Genomic DNA, 25667 nt, shown 5'->3' with positions numbered 1-25667 from the left:
CTAGATGGCAACTATATTGCTAATTCTTTAGATAGTTTGTACATATCCATATTAATTTGATGTTTTTTAGATAAAATCTCATTTATGTCGTAGTCAACTAATTGATTGTTCTCCATTCCAACCATTCTTCCTGCTTTACCTTCTATTAACAGTTCTACGGCTTTAGCCCCCATACGACTTGCCAGTACACGGTCTTGTGCAGTTGGAGAGCCACCACGCTGAATATAACCTAGAACGGTAACGCGTGTATCTAATTGACTACGTTCTTCGATCATCTTACCAAATTCAAAACCACTCCCAACACCTTCAGCTAAAATGATAATACTATGTTTTTTACCTCTTTCCTGACCACGTTTAAGACGATAAATTACATCGTCTATACTCTCTTTCTCCTCAGGAATAATAATACTTTCTGCACCACCGGATAATCCAGCCCACAATGCTAAATCTCCAGCATCTCTACCCATTACTTCAATGATATATGTACGTTCATGAGAAGTAGCAGTATCTCTAATTTTATCAATAGCTTCTAATATCGTATTCAGGGAAGTATCAAAACCAATCGTAAAATCAGTGCCTGGAATATCATTATCAATTGTTCCGGGAACCCCGATACACGGAAAGCCTTTCTCCGTAAGTTTTTTCGCTCCCTGGAAACTACCATCACCACCGATAACTACAAGCCCTTCAATACCACGTTTTTTCATTTGTTCAATGGCTTTCTGCTGTCCTTCGTCCGTTTTAAACTCTGAACTTCTAGCGGTTGAAAGAACAGTTCCACCACGTTGAATGATATCTCCGACAGTACCTAACGCCATTTGATTAATATTCCCGTCCATTAAACCTTGGAAACCATAACGGACACCGAACACCTCTACATCATGGTATATGGCTTTACGGACAACCGCACGTATTGCCGCATTCATGCCTGGTGCATCTCCACCACTCGTTAATACACCTATCTTCTTAATCATTTCGTTCACCTCTGTATATTCAAATTAGCTACTCCAAACTGTACTAACCAATATATTTGTTCTGTACTATAAATGTCATAAATACCTTATACATGTTAACGATAAAGTAAAAACGTTTAAATATCAACAAAAACCCTCATAAATTGACAAAGAATTAATATTTTAAATTAAGCAACAAATTAAAGGTTGATAATGTGTACTATCAACCTTTAATGAAAGTGATTACAACAGTTTGTAATCGCCTATTCTTTTATATTTTTCCCACCTATTCTCAAGTAATTCAACCGAAGAATATTCAGATAACTCCTTAATAGATTGAGTTAATACTTGCTCAATATAATGGGCTTGTTCATCAATATTTTTATGTGCCCCTCCTTTTGGTTCCGGAATAACTTCATCAATTACTTCTAGTTCCTTTAAATCATATGACGTGATTTTCATAGATTCAGCTGCTTTTTTTGCTAATCCTGCATCCTTCCATAAGATTGATGCAGCACCCTCGGGGGAAATAACGGAATATGTGGAATTTTCAAGCATGTGGATATGATCACCAACACCTAACCCTAATGCACCTCCACTTCCACCTTCACCGATAACGATGCAGATTATTGGTACAGTTAACCCTGCCATTTCCATTAGATTTCTAGCAATCGCCTCACTTTGTCCTCGCTCTTCAGCTGCCTTCCCAGGATATGCCCCTTTCGTATCAATAAAGGAAATAATGGGCCTGTTAAATTTCTCTGCCTGCTCCATATGACGTAATGCTTTACGATATCCTTCAGGATGCGGCATTCCAAAATTTCGCTTTATGTTCTCTTTTGTATCCTTGCCTCGCTGATGTCCAATAACAGTTACCGGCTGATCCTTGTAATATGCGACACCGGTAATAATTGCTCGATCATCACCAAAGCGACGGTCTCCATGAAATTCGATAAAATTGGTAAATAGCTTGTCTATATAATCTAAAGACGTTGGTCGTTCAGAATGTCTTGCCATCTGAACTCGGTTCCATGGTTTTAAATTCCCATAAATATCACTTTCTAATTCCCGCAATCTATTTTCTAGAGTGGATATTTCTTCCGTTAAATCTATTTCACTATCCTCAGTGAACTTTTTTAATTCATTAATTTTCTCTTTTAAATTAACGATTGGCTTTTCAAAATCTAGAACTTGATTTCCCATTATTTAGCCTCCTTCTGATGCATTTCCAATAAAGTAGTTAGAAGGCTTTTCATTTCATGACGATGAATAATCTTATCTAATTGCCCATGTTCCAGTAAGAATTCTGCTGTCTGAAAATCCTTAGGAAGTTTTTCCCGTATCGTTTGTTCAATAATTCTTCTACCTGCAAACCCTATTAGTGCTCCAGGTTCCGCAAAATTATAATCCCCAATGGAAGCAAAACTTGCTGATACTCCACCAGTTGTAGGATGTGTCATGATGGAAATCATTAAACCGCCCTCATCATGAAAACGTTTAATTGCGACGGATGTTTTAGCCATTTGCATTAAGCTTAGGACACCTTCTTGCATTCTTGCCCCGCCGGAGGCTGTAAAAATTAGAATTGGCAATCCTTGTTCACGTGCATTTTCGACTGCTCTGGCAATTTTTTCTCCAACTGCCGAACCCATACTCCCCATACGGAAAAAGGAATCCATAACCGCTATGGCAGTAGCCTGTTCATTGATTAATCCTTTTCCTGTTACAATAGCTTCGTTTAAACCTGTTTTATCTCTATCTTTCGCTATTTTCTCTTCATAACCTGGGAAATCTAACGGATTGGAAGAAGTTATATCTTGATCCCATTCCTCAAATGTACCTTCATCCACTAAACTGTCTATCCGTTCCCAAGCTGATAAGGGATGATGGTAGCCACAATTTGGACAAACATTTAAAGATTTAATTAATTCTTTACGATAATATATTTTATTACAACCCTTGCATTTTTGCATTAACCCTTGTGGAACATCTACTTTACTACTTTCACTAGGAATGGTTGCATATTTTCTACGTTTAGTAAAAATTCCTTTAAGCTGCAAACTGTTTCCTCCTCTACTACACTTTTACTGTTCTACTCGTTATGTATGATTCTTAAATGATATAAAAGTGTAATTCATCATTTTAGAGAATAACGATGATAAGTGTCAAAAATTTCCCTTTTCAGTGGAATTTATATTATTCGTTTATAAAAAGCTGTTCTATCCTTGAATATTCTCCAGTTTCATATAAATTAATAAGATTTTTATAGAATTGCATTGTATAGGTTTGCTTATCAAATGTCTGTGAAAATTCTACAATGAGGTGCCAAATTTTTATTAACAGCACATTGTCTGTTTTCTGTAATATAAACTGGAAAAATCGGATATGCGTTCCTATAGGACTGGATGTGAACTCTTCAGTTATATTCTTCAACTTAATAATATCTGGATTCTCCATATTAGAAAACGCGAGCTTAGACGCTTCTTTTTCAATTAATTTTTTTGTCGTCAGCAAACTTTCTTTTGTACTTTTATCCCTCAAAATAAATGAGGCTAATATCTCTACCGACTGGAATGATTTATATGAACTAAGAAAGGTACCTTCCCCAAGTTTTGTTTCGATAATTCCCAGTAGTTCTAAAGCACGTAATGCTTCCCGAACAGAAGACCTTCCAGCATGTAGTGTATCCGAAAGTTCTCGTTCGGACGGAAGTTTATCCCCAGGACTTAGGTTGTTGTCTTCTATAAATGTGCGAATCTGTTCTAATACTCCGTGATAAACTTTCTGATTGGGAAACATTGTCACAGCTTGCTTCCACTCCTTTAAAGAGTATTCCTATCTTGATTTGTTAATTTTCTTGTCTTATCAGCTACTTCACTTGGTTCAACGGTTATCCGAGCAACTCCCGTATCCATAGCAGCTCTTGCTACACTAGCTGCAACAGCTGGTGCGACACGTTCATCAAAAGGAGCAGGAATAACATAATTATCACTTAACTCGTCTTCTCTAATTAATGAAGCTATTGCTTCCGCAGCAGCTACTTTCATCTCCTCATTTATGCGCGTTGCTCGAACATCCAAAGCCCCACGGAATATACCCGGGAATGCCAAAACATTATTCACTTGATTTGGATAATCAGAACGGCCAGTACCAATAACACGTGCACCTGCTTCCTTAGCATCCTTAGGCATAATTTCCGGTTCAGGGTTAGCCATAGCAAAAATAATCGGATTATCATTCATCTTTTGAACCATTTCTTTAGAAAGAGCTCCACCAACGGATACACCAACAAATACATCTGCCCCTTCTAATACTTCCTCTAAACTACCTTCAATTTTATTTCGATTCGTAAATTTTGCTACTTCATCTTTTATACTATTCATGCCGTATGTTCTACCTTCGAATATAGCACCCTTTGAATCACACATTATCATTTCATGAACACCAAGGCTTTTTAGCAGCTTAATAATTGCTATTCCAGCAGCTCCAGCACCATTGGCTACCACACGTATATTAGAAAAAGACTTTCCTACTAATTTTAATGCATTCATTAATCCCGCAACTGTTACAATTGCTGTTCCATGTTGATCATCGTGGAATATAGGAATATTCGTTTCACTTTTTAGACGTTCTTCAATTATAAAGCAGTTCGGAGCGGCAATATCCTCTAAATTAACACCACCAAATGTCGGTTCCATTAATTTAACGGTTTCCACAATTTTGTCTACATCATGCGTGTCCAAACAAATCGGAAAGGAGTCAACACCAGCGAAAGTTTTAAACAATACCGATTTACCCTCCATTACTGGAAGTGCTGCTTCTGGTCCAATATTACCTAACCCTAGAACAGCTGAGCCATCACTCACAACAGCTACCATGTTTCCCTTCATCGTATAGTCATATACGGTTTCTTTACGATCATAGATTTCTTTGCAAGGTTCTGCAACACCTGGTGAATATGCTAAACTCAAATCTCCTGCATTTCGTACAGGTACTTTTGATTCGGTTGAAAGTTTCCCTTGGTTTGTTTTATGCATGTGTAGTGCTTCATCTTTAAAGCTCGCCATTTTAAAAATTCGCTCCTTTGTGGTATTGAATTCATATCCTATTTAAGATTTCACAGGTGGTCTGACCACCTATAATCCTACATTATATCAGATGGTATTCTCCTGTAAAGTAATGTATTAGTCTATGATAAATATTATTTTCTATTCTTTTCCATTTGATTTTTGTAATACAACATTTTCCTTACCAAAATAACTTCTAAAAGCTTCTAAACATTCATATGTCTCATGGATGGAATATTCACTTGCTAAACGATATGTCTGCTTTTTCTTTGAATGATAAATAATAATGACCGTACTTCCTGGGTACTTCTCTGCTATCCTTTGAATCCATTGCAATGCTTGATTTTCCATTTCCTCATTCACCTTAATAAACAACCGCTTATCGGAAACTGCTGTTAATTCCTTTTCATCAAATGGACGGATTTGTTCCACAACCCATTGAATCCGATTATTTCTTGTTTCGATTTTCCCGTGAATTTCAACCATCATCTCTTCTTTAAGCCATCTATTACTGTTACGATAAAGTTCTGGAAATACAACTGCATCCATTTCCCTTGTTTCATCACCTATCGTAATAAAGGCCATTGGATCTCCACGTTTTGTACGGATGGCTTTGATGGATTGAATAATAACGGTGCTTTTCACATTACGTTTACCCACCATTTTTGGTGCATTCTTAAGAGCAATAAAACCATTGGCACGAAGTCTTGAACGATATTCTTTTAAAGGGTGACTAGATACATATGTTCCAATTAATTCCTTTTCATCTGCTAATTTTTTTACAATACTGAAGTCCTCAATATCAACATATTCAATTTCCAATTCAAGCTGATCATGAAACAAGCTAGGTTGATTGGAAAACTCGCTAAATAATTCCCCTTGTTCTATTGCCTGATCGATAGAAGCAAGTAAACTTGCCCTATTCGCATAGGTTTCATCAAATGCACCAGCCATTATCAAATTCTCGATAGTTTGTCTGTTTACTAATTTCACATCCACACGCATACAGAAATCAAAAAGATGTTTAAACTTCCCCTCCTTTCGCACTCGTATTATTTCATTAATTGCCTGATTCCCCACCCCTTTGATAGCAGATAATCCCATTCGTATTCGATTTTTCTCTACAGAATACTTTCCAAAACTATGGTTAATCGATGGTGGTAATATCTGTAATTTTATTTCCTTTAACTCTTTCAAGTAAAGGGTTAATTTTTCCTGCTGATTTCGAAAAGAACTTAATAATTCGGCAAAAAAATTAGCAGGAAAATGTGCTTTTATGTAGCTTAATTGATAAGAGATCTTACTGTATGCCACCGCATGGCTTCTTGGAAACCCATAGTTGGAGAATCTAACAATCCAACTAAATATTTCATTAGCTACATTTTGGGAATAACCATTATTCAAACAGCCGCGGACAAATGCTTCTTTCTGTTCTTTCATTACTTCGTGTTTTTTCTTACTTACGGCTCTTCTTAAAATATCAGCTTCCCCAAGAGTAAATCCTGCTATTTGATGGGCAATTTGCATGATTTGTTCCTGATAGACTAAAACACCATACGTCTTATTTAAAATTGGTTCTAAATCCGGATGAGGATAGTGAACCTCTTCCCTGCCTTCTTTTCTAGCAATATATACAGGAATAAAATCCATTGGTCCCGGGCGGTACAGAGCATTTACCGCAACAATATCCTCAAATGTATCTGGGCTTAACTTTGTCAAAACATCCTTCATTCCTTGGGATTCCAATTGAAATATTCCATTTGTATTTCCCCTTCGCAATAAGGCATAAGTTTTTTCATCCTGCTCTGGTATGCCATCTAATGTTAGATGTTTGGACGTAGTATATCGAATGGACTTTATCATCTTTTCCAGTAAGCTTAAATTTCTCAAACCTAAGAAATCCATTTTTAATAAACCTAATGATTCTAAGTCATTCATCGTAAACTGTGTTAAATACGTATCATTTGCACCTATCGTCAATGGTATATGCTCTACTAAGGGATTCTCACTAATTACAATCCCTGCTGCATGTGTTGATATATTTCTCGGTATCCCCTCCAATTTCATAGCGGCAGCGAACAATACTTTTAATGATTTGGAACTATTCACATATTCTCTTAATTCCTCTGATTCTTGGAAGATTTCTTTTATTTTCTTCGATGTTTGTTGGGGAATTTGTTTGAGAATAAAATAGGCATCCTGCTGACTAACATCTAATGTCTTCATTAACTCTCGAAGTAAGGAACGGGTAGCAAATGTTCCAAATGTAATTATTTGAGCAACTCGATTCTCTCCATATTTATGTCGAACATAATGGATCACCTCATCTCGGCGTTCATCAGAAAAATCGACATCAATATCTGGCATAGTCTTTCTTTCAGGATTTAAAAATCGTTCAAATAATAGATTGTATTTAATTGGATCTACATCCGTTATATTCAAAACATAGGCAACAAGTGAGCCTGCCGAAGATCCCCTACCAGGGCCAACTAAGATGTTATTCTCTTTTGCATAATTGATGAAATCTGCAACAATGAGAAAATAATCACTGAATTTCATTTTTTGGATAATCCTTAATTCATATTTCAAGCGATTAGAAATTGTATCCGTAATGTGTTCATATTTATCCTTAACATTTTCCCAGCAAAGCTTATTCAAATAAGAATCAGCATTCATTTCCTCTGGAACAGGAAAAGAAGGAAGTAATCGTTGCTCAAAGTCAAACTTAACATTGCATTTTTCCTTTACCGCCTCCGTTTCCTGCAATACTTCTGGCCAGAAATAAAAGAATTTCTCCATCTCCATTTCAGATCGTAAATGTCTATTCCTTACATCTTGTGAAGATAATCTCATTCGCCATTGTTTTCCTTTTCTCATAGCTTGCAAAATGTCATATGCAATCTCATCTTTTTCATCTAGATAACGAACATCACAATGTGCAACAACAGGAACATGGTATTGATCTTGAAAGGCCTTTAAAGATTGAATAATTTCTTCCTTACATTCTGGTTGTACCCCAATATAAAAATCCCCTTCTTGAAATAGGTCTCGCCAATTTGCGATATATGACTCTACTTGACTGAAAGAGTTTGTTCGTAAGTTTTCAGACAAGTCTTCATTACTAGCAGATAGTACACCAATTAATTCATTGGTATATGTAAATAAATGATCTATTTCTATGAATGATTGCTTGTTTAATTGTAAGGTGGTACTAAGTTGCACAAGTTGTTGATATCCAACATGGTTCTTTGCAAGTAGCACCATTTCATTCATTCGATTTTCTATCTTAACTTGAACAATCATTCCAATTAACGGTTTAATGTTATTTTTCACGCATTCCTTATAAAAGGGAATAACTCCGTATAAAACATGTTCATCGGTAAGCGCAATTGCCTCCATTTGCAATTCCTTTGCTTTTTTAACTAATTTTGGAATCGTGATTGAACTGTTCATAATGCTATAACCGCTTCTTATTTGTAAGTGTGTATATGCCATCTATATCCCGCCTTCTTTCATTAAATCTATTTTAGACAGAACATGCATACGGTCATCCTTCTGAACACTACCGCATTAGTCTTAATCATAACTTGTCTCATTCTATCATAAAGTATATAGAACCTTCCTTAAGGAGGATTGTCTATATGGAAGAACGTTTTTTCGAATCATTTATTCATTGTTTTTTTATTGCATTCGGCGTCATTGTTGGTGGGTCCATAATCGGTAGTATTGGAGCTTTCGCAACAGGAGACGCACCACTGACATCCATTGTTCGAACAGCCAATAATTTACGTATTTGGGCAATTGTTGCTGCAATTGGCGGAACATTCGATGCCATTGAAAATTTTCAAAGAGGTTTATTAGACGGTTCAACAATAGATTTACTAAAACAAGTCCTCTTAATATTATCAGCAATGGGTGGCGTGAAAATGGCTACCATTTTAATCGAATGGCTCATCCAGGAGGAAATTACTTAATGCATATTCCTCCTTATCATAAAAAACCATCCTGGCAACGGTTTATCGTTGGTGCAATTACTGGAGGAATCGTTGCTTATATGACTCTATTGTACATGTATGGCTCCATGTATGAACAACTTATGGAGGAAAATTACGAGATGGAGTCAGAAATTAATGAATTAAAACTACAAAATGAAGCCCTAATTAAAGATTATGAAGACCTTAATGAAAAAACAAATGAAGAGCCGATTATTGAAAGCATAGAAGTAGAAATACCCAATTGGGAAGAGCTTAAATTGGATCGTTTAATTGTTCATCAATTGGAGGAAATGGTAAAAGAGGAGATAAACCACCTAATCGGAGAGGAAATTTCTCAAGTTGCAGAGAGTGACTTTCTCTTAGAACGTGCTATTGAAAACAAACGATTTCCCATTGATAAGACAACCTACTACTTTGAAATAAGAAAACTATATATTTGGGATACACTGAAATTAACCTTAGACGTGAAATTAACTGACTAATAAAGTGTTCTACAATAACAATGTCACAACTATTATTCCATTGTCATATAGTAAACAGGGAGTAATTCATTTTGAACACTTTTTGAAAATTCATTGTATACTATAGTATCAGAATTAAATTTATTGTATAATAAATCCAAGAGACAGAAAAGTAATTATAAACAAAATCTTACAAAAATTTAAAAGGAGTTGATTGACATGATTATCAACAGAAATCGTTTACGTGATATTAAAATCACCCAACTAAAAAAAGGCCATAATGCATATGCTGAGTCCTCAGAACTTATCCGTCTAATAAAACGTCATATCGAAAAAGAACATTTAAATATTTTGTATGATGAAACAAATACCGGATGCTGGTTTATTCCTTTAGATGAAAGAAAAAGCAGCTAATGAAGAGATGATAACATGTTAATGTATCATCTCTTTTTTAACTATTAGCCATAAAGTCAACCTTTAATCAGCGAGGCATTCTTCCACCCCCCACTGAACAAAATCTAAAGTCGCAATGTCCGTTACCACCTACTGAGACCTACGTCCTGTAGACCCGAACGATTCGGGCTTTTAGAGGCAGTTTATCCTCCATTTTTTAAGGTGGAGGTGTTACTACTGCCTTTAACAAGCGATAAAATACTAGACATATAATTCCAATCATGAACAGTTATGACCTCTACAAACCTGAGTAGCGAAACTTCCTTCACGCTATATAGGTACTCACGTTTTTGTTCACAGCTGTTATGTTCAAAAATCCCTGCATGCTTTATCTAAATCTTTAGTAAGGGCTTCCGTTTCCTCCCATTTATAAATGGTCGCACCTGATGCTAAAGGATGTCCACCACCATTATATTTTTCTGCAATTTTATTAATGATTGGGCCTTTGGAACGAAGTCTAACGCGTATTTCCGTTTCTTCCTCAATAAAAAATACCCATGCTTTTATACCTTCTACATCACTTAGAACATTCACAAGCTTACTTGTTTCAGATGGAGTAACACCAAATTGGTTTAAAATATCTTTTGTTAATTTTACAACACATAAGCCTGATGGAAACAAATAAAAATGCTGGAGAATGTAACCCTTCAGCCTCGAAATGCTATCACTCACTTTATATAAATTTGTATAAAGCTCAGAGCGATCAAATGGATAAGTGACAAGTTCCGCAGCATACTGAAAGGTTTTATTCGTTGTATTAGCAAACATAAATCTACCCGTATCCCCGACAATTCCAGCATATAAAAGCCTTGCAGCTTCATCATTTAAAATAAAGTCATGGTCCTTACCTTCCATATATAGTTCAAAAATCATTTCACTTGTTGAACTTGCCATAGTGTTTTCCCACCTAATATCACCGTACTCATCCACGATTGGATGGTGGTCAATCTTAATTATTTTTTTCCCCAATCCATATCGTTCATCATCAATCCTTGGCGAATTGGCTGTATCACATACAACGACAAGAGCATTTTGATAAACTGAATCCCCTATATCATCCATCTTTGTTAAAAACGTTAACTCAGGATCTTCTTTACCTACAATGTACACCTTTTTGTCCGGGAAGGAAGCTTTAATCATCTCCTTCAACCCTCCCTGTGAACCAAGCGCATCCGGATCCGGTCTTACATGACGATGTATAATAATCTTCTCAAATTCTTTTATTGCTTCTAAAATCTTCTTTTTTTGCATCAAAATCCCCTATTCGATAAGTATTTGTACTCTACTCCTAGCATTAATTAAAAAAAAAAGATACAATAACATTAGCATAAATTGAAATATGTAGGAGAGATGACATGATTATTTTCCCTATACTTATTGTAATATCATTGGTCTTATGGTTATATTATAAAGTTGCCATTTTAAAGAGTAAAGATGGATTAACACAAAACTATTTTAATTCTCGTTCCAGAATCTGTCTTGGTAGTTTTGTATTCTTTTTTGGGATTAATCAATATCTATTTTATCTATCACAAATTTCCCTATTCATCGGAGTTATCTTTGTTCTATTAGGTGGTTACCAGATGTATGATGGATTTAAGGCAACACGACATTATCGTAATGAATGGAAACGTTTGAATCCTGATCATTAAAATGGCAAAGTTAACGCTCAGATTATAATCTGAGCGTTTCTGCTTTAACGATGAATTAGCTGAGCCATGATTAACCCTTTTCCAATCAATTTCTCTTCACTAAATACTTCCACATCGATTTTGGCATATAATCGACCGGCATCAAGTATAGTTGGTTTGATTATTAGATTACTATCAATTTGTACTGGTTTATTAAAAAATACAGTCAGACTTTCAACAGACATATCTGCCTTTCGGACCTGTTGTAGGTGCCTTGAACTTGCCTCGGTAATTAATGCTGTAAACACACCATTAGACAATGTCCCTAATTGATTTGTCATTTGTGGAATAACCTCAGTTTCAAAAATTGCTTCATCTTCATCTGAGTTTTCTAAATTACTAGAAACAATATCATCTATTGTTTGTCCTACTTGTGGCTGTCGTTGAATTTGCTGCATTGCCTTGAGAACATCCTGTCTTGAAACAACTCCTCTTAACTTTCCAAAGTCATCAACTACCGGAATAACTTCAATTCCTTCCCAGATCATCGTATGTGAGACAGATGCAAGAGATGTTTTTGATTGAACGACGAGAGGTTTCTTGCTCATCACCCGATCAATTACTACGTTTTTATCTTTTCCAACGACATCTCTTGATGAAATCATACCAATTACACGCATTTTACTATCAACAATTGGAAAACGCGTATGTCCGGAAGCTTCATTTAACTCATACCATTTAGCGATTGTATCCTTTGTTTTTAAATAGTTAGTTTCTTCAAGAGTCGTTGCAACGTCCCCAACTAAAATAATTTCCTTTTTAATTAATTGGTCATATATTGCTCGGTTAATCATTGCTGCAACGGTAAAGGTATCATAACTTGTTGAAATAATTGGTAATTCCTTTTCATCCGCTAATCTTTTAATATGTTCCTCTGTATCGAAACCACCTGTAATCAAAACAGCAGCACCTTCATTTAACGCTAATTCATGTGCATTGGTTCGGTTTCCAACAATCAACAAGGAACCAGCTTCCGTATAACGCATCATCGCCTCAAGCCGCATCGCCCCGATAACGAACTTACTTAACGTTTTATGTAGTCCGTTTTTGCCACCGAGAACTTGTCCATCGATGATATTCACGACTTCCGCAAAGGTCAACTTCTCAAAGTTTTCTTTTTTCTTACGTTCAATGCGTATTGTACCAACACGTTCAATCGTACTTACTAACCCCTGATTTTCCGCATCTTTAATGGCACGGTAGGCCGTACCATCACTTACATTTAAATCCTTAGCAATTTGTCGTACAGAAATTTTATGCCCGACTTCAAGTGAAATGATATGTTGGATAATTTGTTCGTGTTTAGTTGCCATTAACTTACACCAGCCTTCAACTGTACTATATCACTTTATAAAATTAATTATACAGTTGAAAACCTAGAAACTCAATTCATATCAACCTGTCTAGAACGTAACTCTTCCTGTTCCATCACTGGAGGTCTCGTCATTTGTAAAAGGGTAGCAAGATTTGCCCCTACTACAAGTAATAAAAATACTAACCAGGATCCCCAAAACAACTGCTCTAGTGTTGTTTGAGCATATGGAAAAACTGGCCAAGCAACATACAAGAAAAAACCAGCAAGTAATAGACGCAAGATTGCATAGTTTTTCATGAATATCCCCCCTTCCTATTATATTCATATGAATAAAGGTCGAAAGTCAGAACAAGCGTTAAAAAAGATAGCTTCTAATAGAAGAAAAGCTATCCGGCGTAATAAGTGGTAAATGTGATGGAGAGTGTTACTTCATTTTCGGATTATTGCACATTCATTGTATCGGGACGGTATGCCAACTTCCACATAATCAACTAGGCCATCCAACTTATTCGACTTATAATAGGAATAGCGAAGTACATGATTGGTAATTACTAGGTTCCCCCTACCATTATTCATTAAACCCATGCTGTCACCTCTTATAACAAGTTAAAATACCAAATGATTAACGCATCCCCATAAAAATATGAAATAAGAGCCGCAAAAACGATATATGGTCCAAAGGGTATAGGTTGTTTTCGTTCTACAATTTTAAATAGAAGAAGGATAATTCCAATTATTGCACCAATCATACAGGACAGGAAAAATGCTAGTAAAATCTTTTCCATTCCTAAAACAATTCCCAGAACACCAAATAGCTTCATATCCCCTGCACCCATTCCTCCACGACTAACGATAATAATTAACGCTAAAAGTCCTGTACCAATTATCCCCCCCAATAAAGATGACCACCACGGATGTATTGGTACAATGATCCTCATAAAAATAAATACAGGTAAAAAGAAAAGCAGAATTTTATTGGGGATGAGCATATATTTAATATCGGTAACAAAGACAATCATCAGCATGGATATAAGTAATAGGGCTGTGATTTGTTCTAGTTGAAAACCGATGATTGAAAAACTTATTGCAAATAATATTCCAGTTAATAGCTCAACTATCGGATATATGTACGAAATATTCTCTTTGCAATGCCGACATTTTCCCCTTTGAATGATAAATGATAAAACTGGAATGTTTTCATACCATGATAGTTGATGATTGCAATGAGGACATGCAGAACGATCGTTTGCGAAGGGTATGTTTTTTGGGAAACGGAGGCCGACGACATTGAAGAAAGAACCGAGGATGAGCCCTAGCGAGAAGAAAAATATGATCATTTATTATAGCTCCAATCTAATATGAATGAACTCCTACAAAAAAGCTAGTAACATTTAAACCTTTGGCTTCATTTACAAATTGACTTAACAAATTACTCAAAACTAATTCGTCTTCTGTAATTTACGTCCAACTCAAAATTTGTGGAAAAATAGGTAAAAGTAATGAGACTTTTATCCTATTATATCATTATTAGGATGTAACTATATACGAAATACGACATTTTTTTAATCCAAAAGGGATGACTTTCGTTGAGCTACTAGCAGTTCTAGGTTTATCTGCTGTGGTGATTACTCTTTCCCCAACTTGATTTTTCAAATGATAGGTAATGATCCCATCAAAATTTGATAAACAAGATGGAAAATGCTCATATGATACAAATGTAAAATTTACAAAACACTTTAAAAATGGTAATAATAAATAAACCTGGGGTTTGTGAAACATATGAGTTCCAAAGTGTAGCTTTTTTTCAGGCATAAAATTTCAAAATAGTGTGGATGTTACAGTTAACAACAATATTTATGTACGAAAAAATATATATATTGAAGTAGATATTAAGGAGATTGGAACCCTCAATGTCAAGGAGGAAAACATTTATCATATCAATGATATTACTAACATAAAATGGAAAAACAAAATATCAGAAGGCGTGAACATTTTGAGTTCACGCCTCTCCTTTTATAATTCAATCCCTTCTCCAACCTTCAACACTCTTCCTTCACCAGTCCTCACTTTACTAGAAAAATCCTCAGGATTCTGCTCAATTACAGGGAAGGTATTATAATGTACAGGTACAACAATTTTTGCATCAATCCAATCAGCTGCTACCAGTGCATCTTCTGGTCCCATTGTAAAGTTGTCCCCAATTGGAACGAACGCTACATCAATGTCATTCATTTCTCCATACATTTTTAGATCCGTAAATAATGCCGTATCCCCTAAATGATAGATTGTTTTACCTTCAATAGTTAATAGAATTCCTCCAGGCATACCACCGTAAATGACTGTACCATCTTCCTCCGTATAGGAAGAACCGTGGAATGCTTGCGTGAATTTTACTTTTCCGAAATCAAATTCATGAGAACCTCCGATATGCATCGGATGAGCATTTAGCCCTTTTTCTCCTAAGTAATTTGCCAGCTCATTTGGTGCGACAACTAACGAATTATTTCGCTTAGCAATCTCTACCGTGTCCCCAACATGATCATTGTGTGCATGGGTAAGCAGAATGACATCTGCTTTTACCGTACTCGCATCTAAATCACAACCCCCATTTCCATTTATAAATGGATCAAATAGAATACTATGATTTTCTGTTTCCACTTTTACTACAGAATGTCCATGATAAGATACCTTCATGATATACTCTCCTTTTATCAAATGATTCTACCTCCATTTTACATAAGGTTCATTCATTCATCCAATATTTAGTAATTTTTCCAAGAGTTCTCATAAATACCTATCAAATGTGGATCAATTAATGTATTTGGTTTTAGCTCAATTCTCTCACCATTTCGATCTATTATCTCCCCGTCCTCATCCTTTCCAAAATGAGTTAAACTAAGCAATAGCTCATTAGTTAAGAATCTGGTAGGAACTTGAATTTCAAGATTTTGAAGGTCAATTGGATTTCTGCTTGCCATCACAAACCCCCAGTTCCCAAAGCTCGGTACATCAACATGGAGATTTTCTATATATAAACCGGTAGAAGCAATCGTTTCAGATATCGTCCAATATACTTCTGTCGCAAACACAGGGCTAGTAGCCTGTATCATCGCTACCCCATTTGGCAATAAGCGATTTCGAACAAGAGAGTAAAATTCCCATGTATACAATTTGTTTAGACTTTCATTATTTGGGTCAGGTAGATCAACAATAATCACATCATAGAAAGTATCTGTATTTTCAAGGAACTGAAAGGCATCCGTATTAATAACGTTTACTTTTTCATTCGTTAACGCTCCATCATTGACCTTTAATAAAAGTCGGTTAGAAGTAGCTAGTTCTACAACTGCAGGATCTAAGTCGACTAATGTAACCTCCTCTACATCATCATGTTTAAGTACTTCCTTTACAGCAATTCCATCTCCACCACCAAGAATCAAAACATTTTTTGAATGCTCGACATATTCCATTGCTGGGTGAACCAATACTTCATGATAACGGTATTCATCAGCTGAACTGAATTGCAAGGATCCATCTAAATAAAGCCTAACATCCTTGGTACTCGGATCTTGGGTTAGTATAATTTTTTGATAGGCTGTTTCTTCCATATGCATGATTGGATCCTGATATATTTTCTGCTCAAAGTGAAAAGCCGCTTCCTCCCCAAAAAACAATCCAATAACTAAAGCAATAAGGATGATAAGTCCAGCGGTGGCATGAATAAGAAATCTTTTTATTTCTTTCCGGAAAAGCCATAATACAATTAAGGCAATAATGACATTAATTGTCCCAACAATGAATGCAGATTTCACTAAACCTAGCTGTGGTCGTAATAAAAATGCAAATAATAGCCCACCAATTAATCCTCCAGCATAATCAGAAAATAGGACACGTGCTGTACTTCGATTTAAATCGACCCCAATTTCATTAGCCTTACGAATTAATATCGGAAGTTCAAACCCAGTTAAAGCACCGATTAATACGGTTATAAAATAGAGATAAAAGGCATCCGTACCAGCAGGAGCAAAGGCAGTGATTCCAAACATCATGAAACTAGAGAATCCACCAATTAAACCAACTGATAATTCTATCCATACAAATGCAAGAATTAAATTTTTCATCACCCGTTCACTTAAACTAGCACCAATTCCCATTCCCGTTAAAAATAGCGAAATGGTTAGCGTATATTGCTTCACACCATCCCCTAATATGTAAGATCCTAGCGCTCCGAATAAAACCTCAAAGATAATTCCACAAATAGAGACAATACCACTGGACCAATAGATAATATTACTTTTACGTATTGCTTCATTATTCATATATCTCACTCCAACAAATAAGGCCAAGCATTTGCCTGGCCATTCTCTAATATTACATATTATTTTTTTACGTAATCGATGCACCGACAACTAAGCCAAGGCCAATCGATACACTTAAAGATAAAATACCTACTGCCACATTATTGTTTTTCAATTGTTCTTCCATAGAGAAACTGCGAGTAAAGAACTCCATTAAATAGTACGCAAGCATTTGTAAAACAACACCAACTATTCCCCAAATCACCGTATCATAAATATATGTACTATGATAAATGGCGAAAGCAAGTATGATACAAATACCTACAATTTTACCAGCAACGGATAGTGCAACAGCAATATTTCCATTTTTTACTTCTTCATAGTCTTTATACTGTCTTGTCATTATTTCAAAAATATACAATCCTACCAATACAACAGCCGTTGAAATAATAAAATATACAACGGTAGCAAGAAATGCATTCATTTACGTCCCCTCCTTTTATTTTCCAAAGCTAGGTCCACCACCACGATAGGATGAATTCCCGCGCCTAGTCGTTCCAAATCCTCCACTTGAACCTCCACTATATCCTCCATAGCAATCCCCAGTAACACATGCATTAGACCTTCTTGTACTCCAATTATTTCCAAACAAACTATCTAACATTCGAATGGTAAAATACGTACTTAAAAAATTAGGAGAATAATTCCGTTCAACAAATGTTTCGCTTGCTACTTCCACTAAGAGTACATCATTATCCGCTTCACTTGGCTTTAATGTCACAAAATGATCGGGATATATAAATATTTGCCGGTTGTCAATCACTTCACTTTCTTCATCTGGTTTTATATTTTCTGTTAAAACAGAACTTAACTCCGAAAGATTAAACTTTGTTGTTGCATAAATTTCGGCTGTAGTATCATCTTCTGTAACGACGTCCACTAATGGGAAGTTCGCTGCAATAATGGCATCGATTTGTGTACTAGGGCTATTCTGAATCGATTGGATAATATCTTTTTTTGAAGGTTCATTAGGAATATCACCGACAGTAATAGATGATTCTTGTTGGATACCTCTATCCGTAGATGAACAAGCCGTTAAAAAGAGGGCCACCATAAAAAGTCCGAAAAGGAATACCCATTTTTTATTCAAAAACAATCCCCCTCTCTGTAAATATGTATTATATGAACATAAATGGAGCAGCACCAACTGCTCCATTTTGTTCGTTTTTACTATTAGAAATCCGAATATAAGATTATTCTTTTCCTAATTTTTCCTTTAATGCTGCTAATTCATCATCAATATCATCTTTTTTATCAAGCTCTTCAAATTCATCATCAATGGAACGGCTTGCCTGGGATATATCTTCACTTGTTTCTGCCTCTGCTTCATATTGTAAAACTTTTTCTTCCATACGTTCGAAGCCTTGCTTGGATTCATCACTTCCAACGTTAGACATGGTACGATTCATTTTTGTTCTTGTTTTAGCAGATTCTGCACGTGCTTTTAAGGAATCCTTTTTCAATTTCATTTCCTGATATTCTTTTTTCATTTCATCTAATTTATCACGAAGCGTATCTGCATCCTTTTTAGCTCGCTCCCAAGACTCGTTTAAGGCTTCAGCGGTTGCAGCATGATCTTTCTTATCTTGAAGTGCACGACGAGCTAGATCTTCATTCCCTGCTTCAATCGCTTTTTCTGCTTGTTCTTGCCGTTTTTCCACCATCGCATTGGCATCATTTGCTTTACGTTTTAACATTTTTTCATTAGCAATTTGTTTAGCTACAGCAGCTTCCACTTCACGAATGTCCTCTGACATATCACGCATATACTGATCAAGCATTTTCACTGGATCTTCTGCTTTATCCAATACAGAATTTAATTCTGAACTCACTACGGTTTTCATACGTTTGAATAATTTAAACATTCTATTTCCTCCTTAATATGATCCTGCAATAATTTTTAATTCATATGGCTTAATTGGATAACCAACACTTGCTTCTACTTCGGTCCCCCAAGATTCTAGGCTCAGAAAACTCTCTTCCTCGCTATCCGTATAATCTACATAATGTGTTTCCATGCCCTGTAAATTCTCACTTCTGCCCTGACCTAATACTCTGGCATTCCCTTCTTCTTCTTTATAAAAGGTTTTACCATCATATGTTATTTCTTTTGGGTAGGGTTTAGAAACCGGAAGCTGAATACGTTTATAAATACCTAACTCCAATTCATCATCCATTTCTGCCGATAGCCAAATCGTTTCATGGTTACCATCTTCAAGCAGCTGATAACTAAGCCATTCATAACCGCCATCACGATAGGTGATTTTACCTACCACTTCATAATCCTTTAAATCATAAGTAATAATATCGCCAATTTCTATAGTTAGAACTGTACGATCTTTTGGTTCAGGTTTATCCTTTTTTTTATTGGAAAATAACCTTGAAAATAACCCCACGACTTCACCTCACACTTATTACTTTTCCTATACCAGTAATACGAATAACTATAAAAAAGGTTTCAAAAAAATTAACGTTTTTTTAAATATTGTTTACATAACTTGTGATTCAAATTAAAACTGTTTTTCGAGTTTAGCGGCTCGTCGCAATATTCCTTTTTTTTAAATCTGTCATTTTATGAAGACGGAACACATCTGATATTTAATTATATTCTATCATATGGAGTGTGACACATGGCAAGTAGATTAACAAATCTAATGGAAAAGTTAAAAAATATCGATGCAGATAGTATGCTTGTAACATCAAAAGCAAACTTTTTTTACTTAAGTAATTATTACACGGAGCCACATGAACGAGTGATTGCTGCTTTTATAAGTAAAAAGACAGACCCAGTTATTCTTGTTCCAGAAATGGAAGTTGAGGACGCGAAAGCTAGTGGATGGGAACATAAAATTATCAGTTATCACGATCATGAAAACCCATGGCAATTACTATTAGAATACGTAAGGAAAACAGAGAGTATCCCACAATCCTTAGCCATAGAAAAAAATCATATCACCTTGGACCGATTCTATAGTATACAAGAAGTTTTCCCCTATACCGAATTCCTTGACGCTAAAGAAATATTGGCAGATTTACGAGTGATTAAATCGAAAGAAGAACATAGGTTATTAAAGAAAGCAGCAGCACTCGCTGACTATGGAATAGAAATAGGAGTTAAAGCCATACGAGAGGGTGTTAGTGAATTAGAAATTATTGCTAACATAGAATATGAAATCAAAAAACAAGGCGTACAGGAAATGTCCTTCTCAACGATGGTGTTGTCTGGAACAAAAACAGCTTCACCACATGGTACACCGTCCACCCAAAAAATAAATCCAGGTGATTTAATTCTATTTGATTTAGGCGTCGTGTATGAAGGCTATTGCTCTGATATTACGAGAACAGTTGCCTTCCAATCTATTTCAGATGAACAAAGAAGGATTTATGAAACCGTTTTAGAAGCAGAACGGGAAGCTATTAAACATGCTGTTATTGGGAAACCAGTTGGAGAGATGGATCAAACTGCTAGAGGTATTATTACTGCGAATGGATATGGGGAATACTTTACTCATCGTATTGGTCATGGGTTAGGAATCGAAACACATGAATACCCATCCGTGACTAGTAAAAATTCCCTCCCCCTACAAGCTGGAATGTCTTTTACGATTGAGCCGGGAGTATATATTCCAAATTTAGGTGGGGTCCGTATTGAAGATATGATTTTTACTTCAGAAAATGGGCCAAAAGTGTTAACGAAATATCCTAAGGAATTACAAATCATATAAGCACAATTGTCACCATTCATTTCAATAATAAGAAGAAACTCAACAAAACCATTCATTATGATAATGAATGGTTTTTGCTGATTATTAATTTTATTAATTCTTCTGATTGTTAAAATGATGAATTCCTATATTGTTTTGTAATTCATCATCCACTACACCACTTTGATAGCTTTCAAACAATTGATTTTTTACGGATTGGATTCCATCTTTATCCTCGATAAATTGGCGCTTCGTATCATGCATAAAATGCTGTTTATTTTTATTAGCCAATCGAATCACCTCCACATCATTTAGTATGTTCGAATATCTGTGATAAAGTTGTAACTTTTATTTCCAATTCACACATTGAAGCGCTTACATCATAGGTATATAATGGAAGTATAAGGGGGAGATTATTTTGGAATATAAACAAATAGTCGTAGCTGTAGATGGTTCGGAAGCAGCTGAAAAAGCATTTATCAAATCAATTGACATAGCAAAACGTAACGATGCTCGTCTAATTTTGGCCCATGTTATTGATTCACGAACATTTGCTACAGCAGAATCCTATGACCGTTCGTTGGCAGAACGCTCAGAGGAATATGCTAAAGAATTGCTTGACAGTTATGTCGAGAGTGCAAAGAATGCTGGACTTAAACATTTAGTACGGTGTATTGAATATGGTTCCCCGAAAATAAAAATTGCAAAAACTATTGCTAACAACTTTCATGCAGACTTAATTATTTGTGGTGCAACAGGTTTAAATGCAGTAGAAAGGTTTATTATTGGAAGTGTATCGGAAAGTATTACAAGACATGCAACTTGTGATGTACTAGTTGTACGATAATTATTTTATAAAATCAATGACTACAATATATAATCCACTCTCGCATGAAGTAGAAAAAGGTTTTGCTATGCTAGCTAACATAACAAAACCTTTTTGAGTAAAAGTACTTTAATTTCAGTTCTGTTCAATTTAAAGCAACCAAGTAAACTTTAACCAACATTACTGAATGTTAGATAATCGAACGGTGTCTCTTGCAATCATGACCTCTTCATTTGTAGGAATTACAATAACTTTCACTGGTGAATGAGGGTAATTAATGAATTGTTCTTTGCCACGAACATTATTTCTAGTTGGATCCCAGTACACCCCCATAAATTCTAAACCGTGTAAAATTTTCTCTCGCATTGTATCACTGTTTTCACCAACACCAGCAGTGAAGATAATAGCATCAACACCAGACATTTTCGCAGCGTAAGAACCGATATATTTATGGATTCTTCCTGCAAAAACATCTAATGCTAGCTGTGCTCGTTCATCCGTATCAGCCTTACTTTCAATATCACGTAAGTCACTAGAAAAGCCAGATAATGCAAGTAATCCACTTTCTTTATTCAAGACATTGATAACTTCATCCGCGGATTTACCTGTTTTCTCCATAATATAAGGAATTAACGCAGGATCAATATTACCTGAACGAGTTCCCATCGTTACACCAGCAAGTGGTGTGAATCCCATAGAAGTATCGATTGATTTTCCACCTTCAACAGCTGTAATACTAGCTCCATTACCTATATGACAAGATAATAAGCGTAGATTTTCCAATGGAACACCTAATAGTTCAGAAGCTCTTTCTGTTACATATTTATGGGACGTACCATGGAAACCATATTTGCGGATACCATAGTCTTTATAATATTCATATGGTAAGCTATAAAGGTAAGATGATTCTGGCATCGTTTGATGGAAAGCTGTATCAAAAACTGCTACCATTGGAACACTTGGTAAAATTTCCTTAAAAGCTGAGATACCAGTCAGGTTTGCAGGGTTATGCAATGGTGCAAGTTCTGATGTTTCTTCAATTTTTTGTATTACTTCGTCGGTAATTACCACAGAATCATTAAAATACTCACCACCATGAACAACACGATGGCCAACTGCATCAATTTCATCAAATGATTTCAATACGCCTGTAGTCATTAATGATTCTAATAACATTTTAACGGCAACTGCATGATCCGCGATATCGCCAACCTTTTCATCTTTCTTTCCATCTACTTCGATTGAAAAAATAGAATCATTTAATCCAATTCTTTCCACTAAACCTTTTGCTGTAACTGTTTCTTCAGGCATTTTAATTAATTGAAATTTTAAAGATGAACTTCCTGCATTTACTGATAATACATTGTTACTCATAGATGTCACTCCTACCATTCATTTCAGTTATTCTTAGTATAATACGTTTCAAACCAAGCATTCATTTGCTGCAAAATATCTGCCATTGCATTGGCATTTTTAAAAGATGGCATTTGGACAAGAAGTGGTTGTTTAACATCTTTAGTATGCTCACCTTTCTTCTGGAGAATTAGAATGCTTTTTGTATTGTTTTTTGATTTAAATGCACTTTCAGGTAAACGTATAACCCCAACAATATGTGCATGATTATGAAGAAATTTGTTTAACTTGTCCGATTGATCGCTATCAAACAAAAACTCAGGAATTACAAGGACCAAATACCCTGCATCTTTTGTATATTTTAGAGCTTGCTCAATAAATAAGTGATGAGCATAAGAATGGCCTTCATCTGCTTTTAATTCATAATTACTTGCTTGAACATCGTCAGGATAGTAACCAACAGGTAAATCCGCTATAACTAAATCAACGGGGTCTAGCAAGAATGGACGTAAACTATCCTGATGGAAGAACTCAATCTGCTTTTTTTGTAAATTGGCATTAAGTACTGCTAATTCAATTAACGTTGGATCCACTTCACTAGCATAAGCTTCCACATTCTGTTTGAGTTGTTCCATTACGGTTGTAATAAGGTTTCCCGTACCACTAGCAGGGTCAAACAATTTTACACGTTCTTTACCATCCATGAACTTATCGGCTAAATAACCCACTATCATAGCTACTGTCTCCGGTGTCATCAAATGCTGCTGTTGTGTTGAGCCTTTCATGCCTTTCAGTATGGCAAGCTGTACTGCTTTACGAACTTCTTCTGTTTTATAAGAAGATACATCTATTTTCGATAATGCATTTTTTAGTTTATCTGAGACGATGTCATCCAATTCTTCTGGTGGTTCCTGATAGAAAAGGATATCCATCGTTAAGGTTAGGCTTCCTAAGTATGTTTCATTCATATGCTGTTGGATTAATTCAGAAGTTTCATCTAACCAGCTGAATAAAACTTCAACATTTGACTTTTCCATGATACTAGCCTCCAATCGCTTCATTACAACTAATTTATTGTACCAACGATATAGGAATATGTAAAAGAATAACACATGAAGGCTTCTGTTTTTTAAATTTTTATTCAATTTTTAATCAATAGAAAAGACCTCCCATTAAAATGGAGGCCGTAATAGATATTTATTTAGCCTGTTTTGCAGCTTCTAATGCCGCTTCATAGTTCGGATGTGTTGTAACCTCTGGGACATATTCAACATATGTCACTTTGTTTTCAGAGTCAACAACGAAAACAGCTCTAGCTAACAAACGATTTTCTTTCATAAGTACACCGTAATTTTCACCAAAGGAAGCATCACGGTGGTCTGATAAGGTATCTAGATTTTTAACACCTTCTGCTGCACACCAACGTGCTTGTGCAAAAGGTAAATCCATACTTATCGTTAATACTTGTACATTATCCAAGCTAGACGCTTCTTCATTAAACCGCTTTGCTTCAGCCGAACATACACCTGTATCAACAGATGGAACAGCAGCAATTAATTTTACTTTTCCTTTATAATTTTCTAATGAAACTTCCTTCAAATCATTAGATAGTGCAGTAAAGTCTGGAGCCGTGTCCCCTACTTTTACTTCACTTCCTAGTAATGTAACAGGTTCTTGCCCGAATGTAACATTAGCCATTCGATTCATTCCTCCTCCGTAATTTCTTCTAAATAAGTGTTTAACAAAAAGGATAAAAAAGGACGTTGACGTGTCATTTTTTACCGGACTTTTTGAACCACCTCTTCTATTCCTATTATGAATCCAACTGAATACTCTGTCCAATAATTAAGATTATGAATATGTTAATATCTGTAAACTAATCGGTTCTAAATATCATAATTGATGGAGGAGTCTTGTTTTTTCTTGTCTTTATTCGCTTCTTTGTTATCGGATGAATTGCTTGACTCATTATTTTCTTCTTCTGAATCTCTTTTCTCTTTTTCCTTATTTGACTTTCCTTGTTCTCCACCATCAGAGCCTTTTCTTTTTGGTAGGCTTATACCAGAATCCTTCAGCATTTCCTGGATTTTTTGTACAACCTGAGGTGCTTGATTTAGCATTTTTTCATATAAATGTGTCTGTTGATCGAGATGGACCATCTTTATCCCATCTTTATTTAAAACTAAAAATGCAATTGGAGTAATAGAAACTCCCCCACCACTACCTCCACCAAATGGAAGTGTATCAGCTTCGCCTTGACTACTTGGGCTAAATTCACTTCCTCCTGCTGCAAAACCAAAACCGAGCTTAGATACGGGAATGATAATACTTCCATCAGGAGATTCAACAGGATCACCAACAATGGTGTTAACCTCTACCATATCTTTTAAATTTTCCATTGCAGTTGTCATCAAACCTTGTATAGGATGCTCTTCCATTTTAATGACCTCCTTTATTTGAATATCTTAAGAAAAATTGGGATTCGTTTTGC

General features: G+C 35.6%; 29 protein-coding genes. 7 read left to right on the top strand and 22 right to left on the bottom strand.

The window, feature by feature from the left end; translation table 11 throughout:
• Positions 1-11: 11 nt before the first annotated feature.
• The 6 genes from pfkA to dnaE form a co-directional block, all read right to left on the bottom strand.
• The gene (gene pfkA, locus CAO17_RS04720; protein WP_085994406.1) at positions 12-971 is read right to left on the bottom strand and encodes a 6-phosphofructokinase; all 960 of its coding nucleotides are present in this window, start codon (positions 969-971) and stop codon (positions 12-14) included.
• A gap of 225 nt (positions 972-1196) precedes the next feature.
• The gene (accA, locus tag CAO17_RS04715) at positions 1197-2156 is read right to left on the bottom strand and encodes an acetyl-CoA carboxylase carboxyl transferase subunit alpha (protein WP_085991709.1); all 960 of its coding nucleotides are present in this window, start codon (positions 2154-2156) and stop codon (positions 1197-1199) included.
• Positions 2156-3013, bottom strand: coding sequence for an acetyl-CoA carboxylase, carboxyltransferase subunit beta (gene accD / locus CAO17_RS04710; RefSeq protein WP_085991708.1), 858 nt, complete (start codon positions 3011-3013; stop codon positions 2156-2158). The genes accA and accD overlap by 1 nt, the downstream gene beginning before the upstream one ends.
• A 136-nt stretch (positions 3014-3149) precedes the next feature.
• Positions 3150-3752: a FadR/GntR family transcriptional regulator gene (locus CAO17_RS04705; RefSeq protein ID WP_245831919.1), complete on the bottom strand. Its 603-nt coding sequence runs from the start codon at positions 3750-3752 to the stop codon at positions 3150-3152.
• Between the two features lie 23 nt (positions 3753-3775).
• A complete protein-coding gene (ystJ, locus tag CAO17_RS04700) occupies positions 3776-5020 on the bottom strand; it encodes an NADP-dependent malic enzyme (protein WP_085991706.1) in 1245 nt (414 codons plus the stop codon).
• Positions 5021-5161: 141 nt separating this feature from the next.
• On the bottom strand, positions 5162-8515 hold the full coding sequence (gene dnaE, locus CAO17_RS04695; protein ID WP_085991705.1) for a DNA polymerase III subunit alpha: 3354 nt from the start codon (positions 8513-8515) through the stop codon (positions 5162-5164).
• A 146-nt stretch (positions 8516-8661) separates the two neighbouring features.
• Here dnaE and ytrH point away from each other — a divergent pair, with 146 nt between their 5' ends.
• The 3 genes from ytrH (at position 8662) to CAO17_RS04680 (ending at position 9890) form a co-directional block, all read left to right on the top strand.
• Entirely contained in the window at positions 8662-8994 is a 333-nt protein-coding gene (ytrH, locus tag CAO17_RS04690) for a sporulation membrane protein YtrH (protein ID WP_085991704.1), read from the top strand.
• The gene (ytrI, locus tag CAO17_RS04685) at positions 8994-9497 is read left to right on the top strand and encodes a sporulation membrane protein YtrI (RefSeq protein WP_085991703.1); all 504 of its coding nucleotides are present in this window, start codon (positions 8994-8996) and stop codon (positions 9495-9497) included. Before ytrH ends, ytrI begins: the two co-directional genes overlap by 1 nt.
• A gap of 198 nt (positions 9498-9695) precedes the next feature.
• Positions 9696-9890 (top strand): YtzJ family protein, encoded by a 195-nt coding sequence (locus tag CAO17_RS04680; protein ID WP_085991702.1) that lies wholly within the window; start codon positions 9696-9698, stop codon positions 9888-9890.
• 348 nt (positions 9891-10238) lie between these two features.
• Here the strand turns inward: CAO17_RS04680 and CAO17_RS04675 are convergent, their stop codons facing one another.
• Complete coding sequence (locus CAO17_RS04675) at positions 10239-11180, bottom strand: DHH family phosphoesterase (protein WP_085991701.1); 942 nt, start codon at positions 11178-11180, stop codon at positions 10239-10241.
• Positions 11181-11284: 104 nt separating this feature from the next.
• Here CAO17_RS04675 and CAO17_RS04670 point away from each other — a divergent pair, with 104 nt between their 5' ends.
• Entirely contained in the window at positions 11285-11581 is a 297-nt protein-coding gene (locus tag CAO17_RS04670) for a YtpI family protein (protein WP_085991700.1), read from the top strand.
• A 44-nt stretch (positions 11582-11625) separates the two neighbouring features.
• Here CAO17_RS04670 and CAO17_RS04665 read toward each other — a convergent pair whose 3' ends face one another.
• From CAO17_RS04665 to CAO17_RS04655, 4 genes are all read right to left on the bottom strand, one after another.
• The gene (locus tag CAO17_RS04665; protein ID WP_085991699.1) at positions 11626-12933 is read right to left on the bottom strand and encodes a DRTGG domain-containing protein; all 1308 of its coding nucleotides are present in this window, start codon (positions 12931-12933) and stop codon (positions 11626-11628) included.
• A gap of 71 nt (positions 12934-13004) precedes the next feature.
• Positions 13005-13232 (bottom strand): hypothetical protein, encoded by a 228-nt coding sequence (locus CAO17_RS04660; protein ID WP_085991698.1) that lies wholly within the window; start codon positions 13230-13232, stop codon positions 13005-13007.
• Positions 13233-13364: 132 nt separating this feature from the next.
• Positions 13365-13520 carry a hypothetical protein gene (locus CAO17_RS20960; RefSeq protein WP_179151889.1) on the bottom strand — a complete coding sequence of 52 codons (156 nt, stop codon included), beginning with the start codon at positions 13518-13520 and terminating at the stop codon, positions 13365-13367.
• An 11-nt stretch (positions 13521-13531) separates the two neighbouring features.
• Positions 13532-14272 carry a prepilin peptidase gene (locus CAO17_RS04655; protein WP_085991697.1) on the bottom strand — a complete coding sequence of 247 codons (741 nt, stop codon included), beginning with the start codon at positions 14270-14272 and terminating at the stop codon, positions 13532-13534.
• Positions 14273-14475: 203 nt separating this feature from the next.
• Between CAO17_RS04655 and CAO17_RS22075 the strand changes: the two genes are divergently transcribed.
• Entirely contained in the window at positions 14476-14580 is a 105-nt protein-coding gene (locus tag CAO17_RS22075; protein ID WP_425435907.1) for a prepilin-type N-terminal cleavage/methylation domain-containing protein, read from the top strand.
• Between the two features lie 368 nt (positions 14581-14948).
• Here CAO17_RS22075 and CAO17_RS04650 read toward each other — a convergent pair whose 3' ends face one another.
• From CAO17_RS04650 to CAO17_RS04625, 6 genes are all read right to left on the bottom strand, one after another.
• Positions 14949-15629, bottom strand: a complete 681-nt coding sequence (locus tag CAO17_RS04650; protein ID WP_085991696.1) for a metal-dependent hydrolase — start codon at positions 15627-15629, stop codon at positions 14949-14951.
• A gap of 68 nt (positions 15630-15697) precedes the next feature.
• Entirely contained in the window at positions 15698-17254 is a 1557-nt protein-coding gene (locus tag CAO17_RS04645) for a polyamine aminopropyltransferase (protein ID WP_085991695.1), read from the bottom strand.
• A gap of 67 nt (positions 17255-17321) precedes the next feature.
• A complete protein-coding gene (locus CAO17_RS04640) occupies positions 17322-17717 on the bottom strand; it encodes a DUF350 domain-containing protein (RefSeq protein WP_085991694.1) in 396 nt (131 codons plus the stop codon).
• A gap of 15 nt (positions 17718-17732) precedes the next feature.
• Entirely contained in the window at positions 17733-18383 is a 651-nt protein-coding gene (locus CAO17_RS04635) for a DUF4247 domain-containing protein (RefSeq protein WP_085991693.1), read from the bottom strand.
• Between the two features lie 103 nt (positions 18384-18486).
• Complete coding sequence (locus CAO17_RS04630) at positions 18487-19158, bottom strand: PspA/IM30 family protein (RefSeq protein ID WP_085991692.1); 672 nt, start codon at positions 19156-19158, stop codon at positions 18487-18489.
• Between the two features lie 12 nt (positions 19159-19170).
• A complete protein-coding gene (locus tag CAO17_RS04625; protein ID WP_085991691.1) occupies positions 19171-19689 on the bottom strand; it encodes a DUF4178 domain-containing protein in 519 nt (172 codons plus the stop codon).
• Between the two features lie 234 nt (positions 19690-19923).
• On the opposite strand from CAO17_RS04625, the gene CAO17_RS04620 reads away from it, so the two are divergent.
• Positions 19924-21018, top strand: a complete 1095-nt coding sequence (locus CAO17_RS04620) for a M24 family metallopeptidase (protein ID WP_085991690.1) — start codon at positions 19924-19926, stop codon at positions 21016-21018.
• Between the two features lie 93 nt (positions 21019-21111).
• Here the strand turns inward: CAO17_RS04620 and CAO17_RS20955 are convergent, their stop codons facing one another.
• Positions 21112-21288 (bottom strand): hypothetical protein, encoded by a 177-nt coding sequence (locus CAO17_RS20955; RefSeq protein WP_179151834.1) that lies wholly within the window; start codon positions 21286-21288, stop codon positions 21112-21114.
• Positions 21289-21415: 127 nt separating this feature from the next.
• Between CAO17_RS20955 and CAO17_RS04615 the strand changes: the two genes are divergently transcribed.
• Entirely contained in the window at positions 21416-21844 is a 429-nt protein-coding gene (locus CAO17_RS04615; RefSeq protein ID WP_085991689.1) for a universal stress protein, read from the top strand.
• A gap of 159 nt (positions 21845-22003) precedes the next feature.
• On the opposite strand, the gene CAO17_RS04610 is transcribed toward CAO17_RS04615, so the two are convergent.
• The 4 genes from CAO17_RS04610 to ytfJ all read right to left on the bottom strand — a co-directional run bounded on the left by CAO17_RS04610 (position 22004) and on the right by ytfJ (position 25614).
• On the bottom strand, positions 22004-23197 hold the full coding sequence (locus CAO17_RS04610) for an acetate kinase (protein ID WP_143833719.1): 1194 nt from the start codon (positions 23195-23197) through the stop codon (positions 22004-22006).
• Positions 23198-23220: 23 nt separating this feature from the next.
• A complete protein-coding gene (locus CAO17_RS04605) occupies positions 23221-24213 on the bottom strand; it encodes a class I SAM-dependent methyltransferase (protein WP_085991687.1) in 993 nt (330 codons plus the stop codon).
• A gap of 160 nt (positions 24214-24373) precedes the next feature.
• Complete coding sequence (tpx, locus tag CAO17_RS04600; RefSeq protein WP_085991686.1) at positions 24374-24874, bottom strand: thiol peroxidase; 501 nt, start codon at positions 24872-24874, stop codon at positions 24374-24376.
• Between the two features lie 188 nt (positions 24875-25062).
• A complete protein-coding gene (gene ytfJ / locus CAO17_RS04595) occupies positions 25063-25614 on the bottom strand; it encodes a GerW family sporulation protein (protein WP_085991685.1) in 552 nt (183 codons plus the stop codon).
• Positions 25615-25667 lie beyond the last annotated feature (53 nt).

This window comes from Oceanobacillus senegalensis (assembly GCF_900176885.1).
In the GTDB taxonomy this organism is placed as follows: Bacteria; Bacillota; Bacilli; order Bacillales; family Amphibacillaceae; genus Oceanobacillus; species Oceanobacillus senegalensis.
This window is presented reverse-complemented; position numbering and strand designations above follow the sequence as displayed.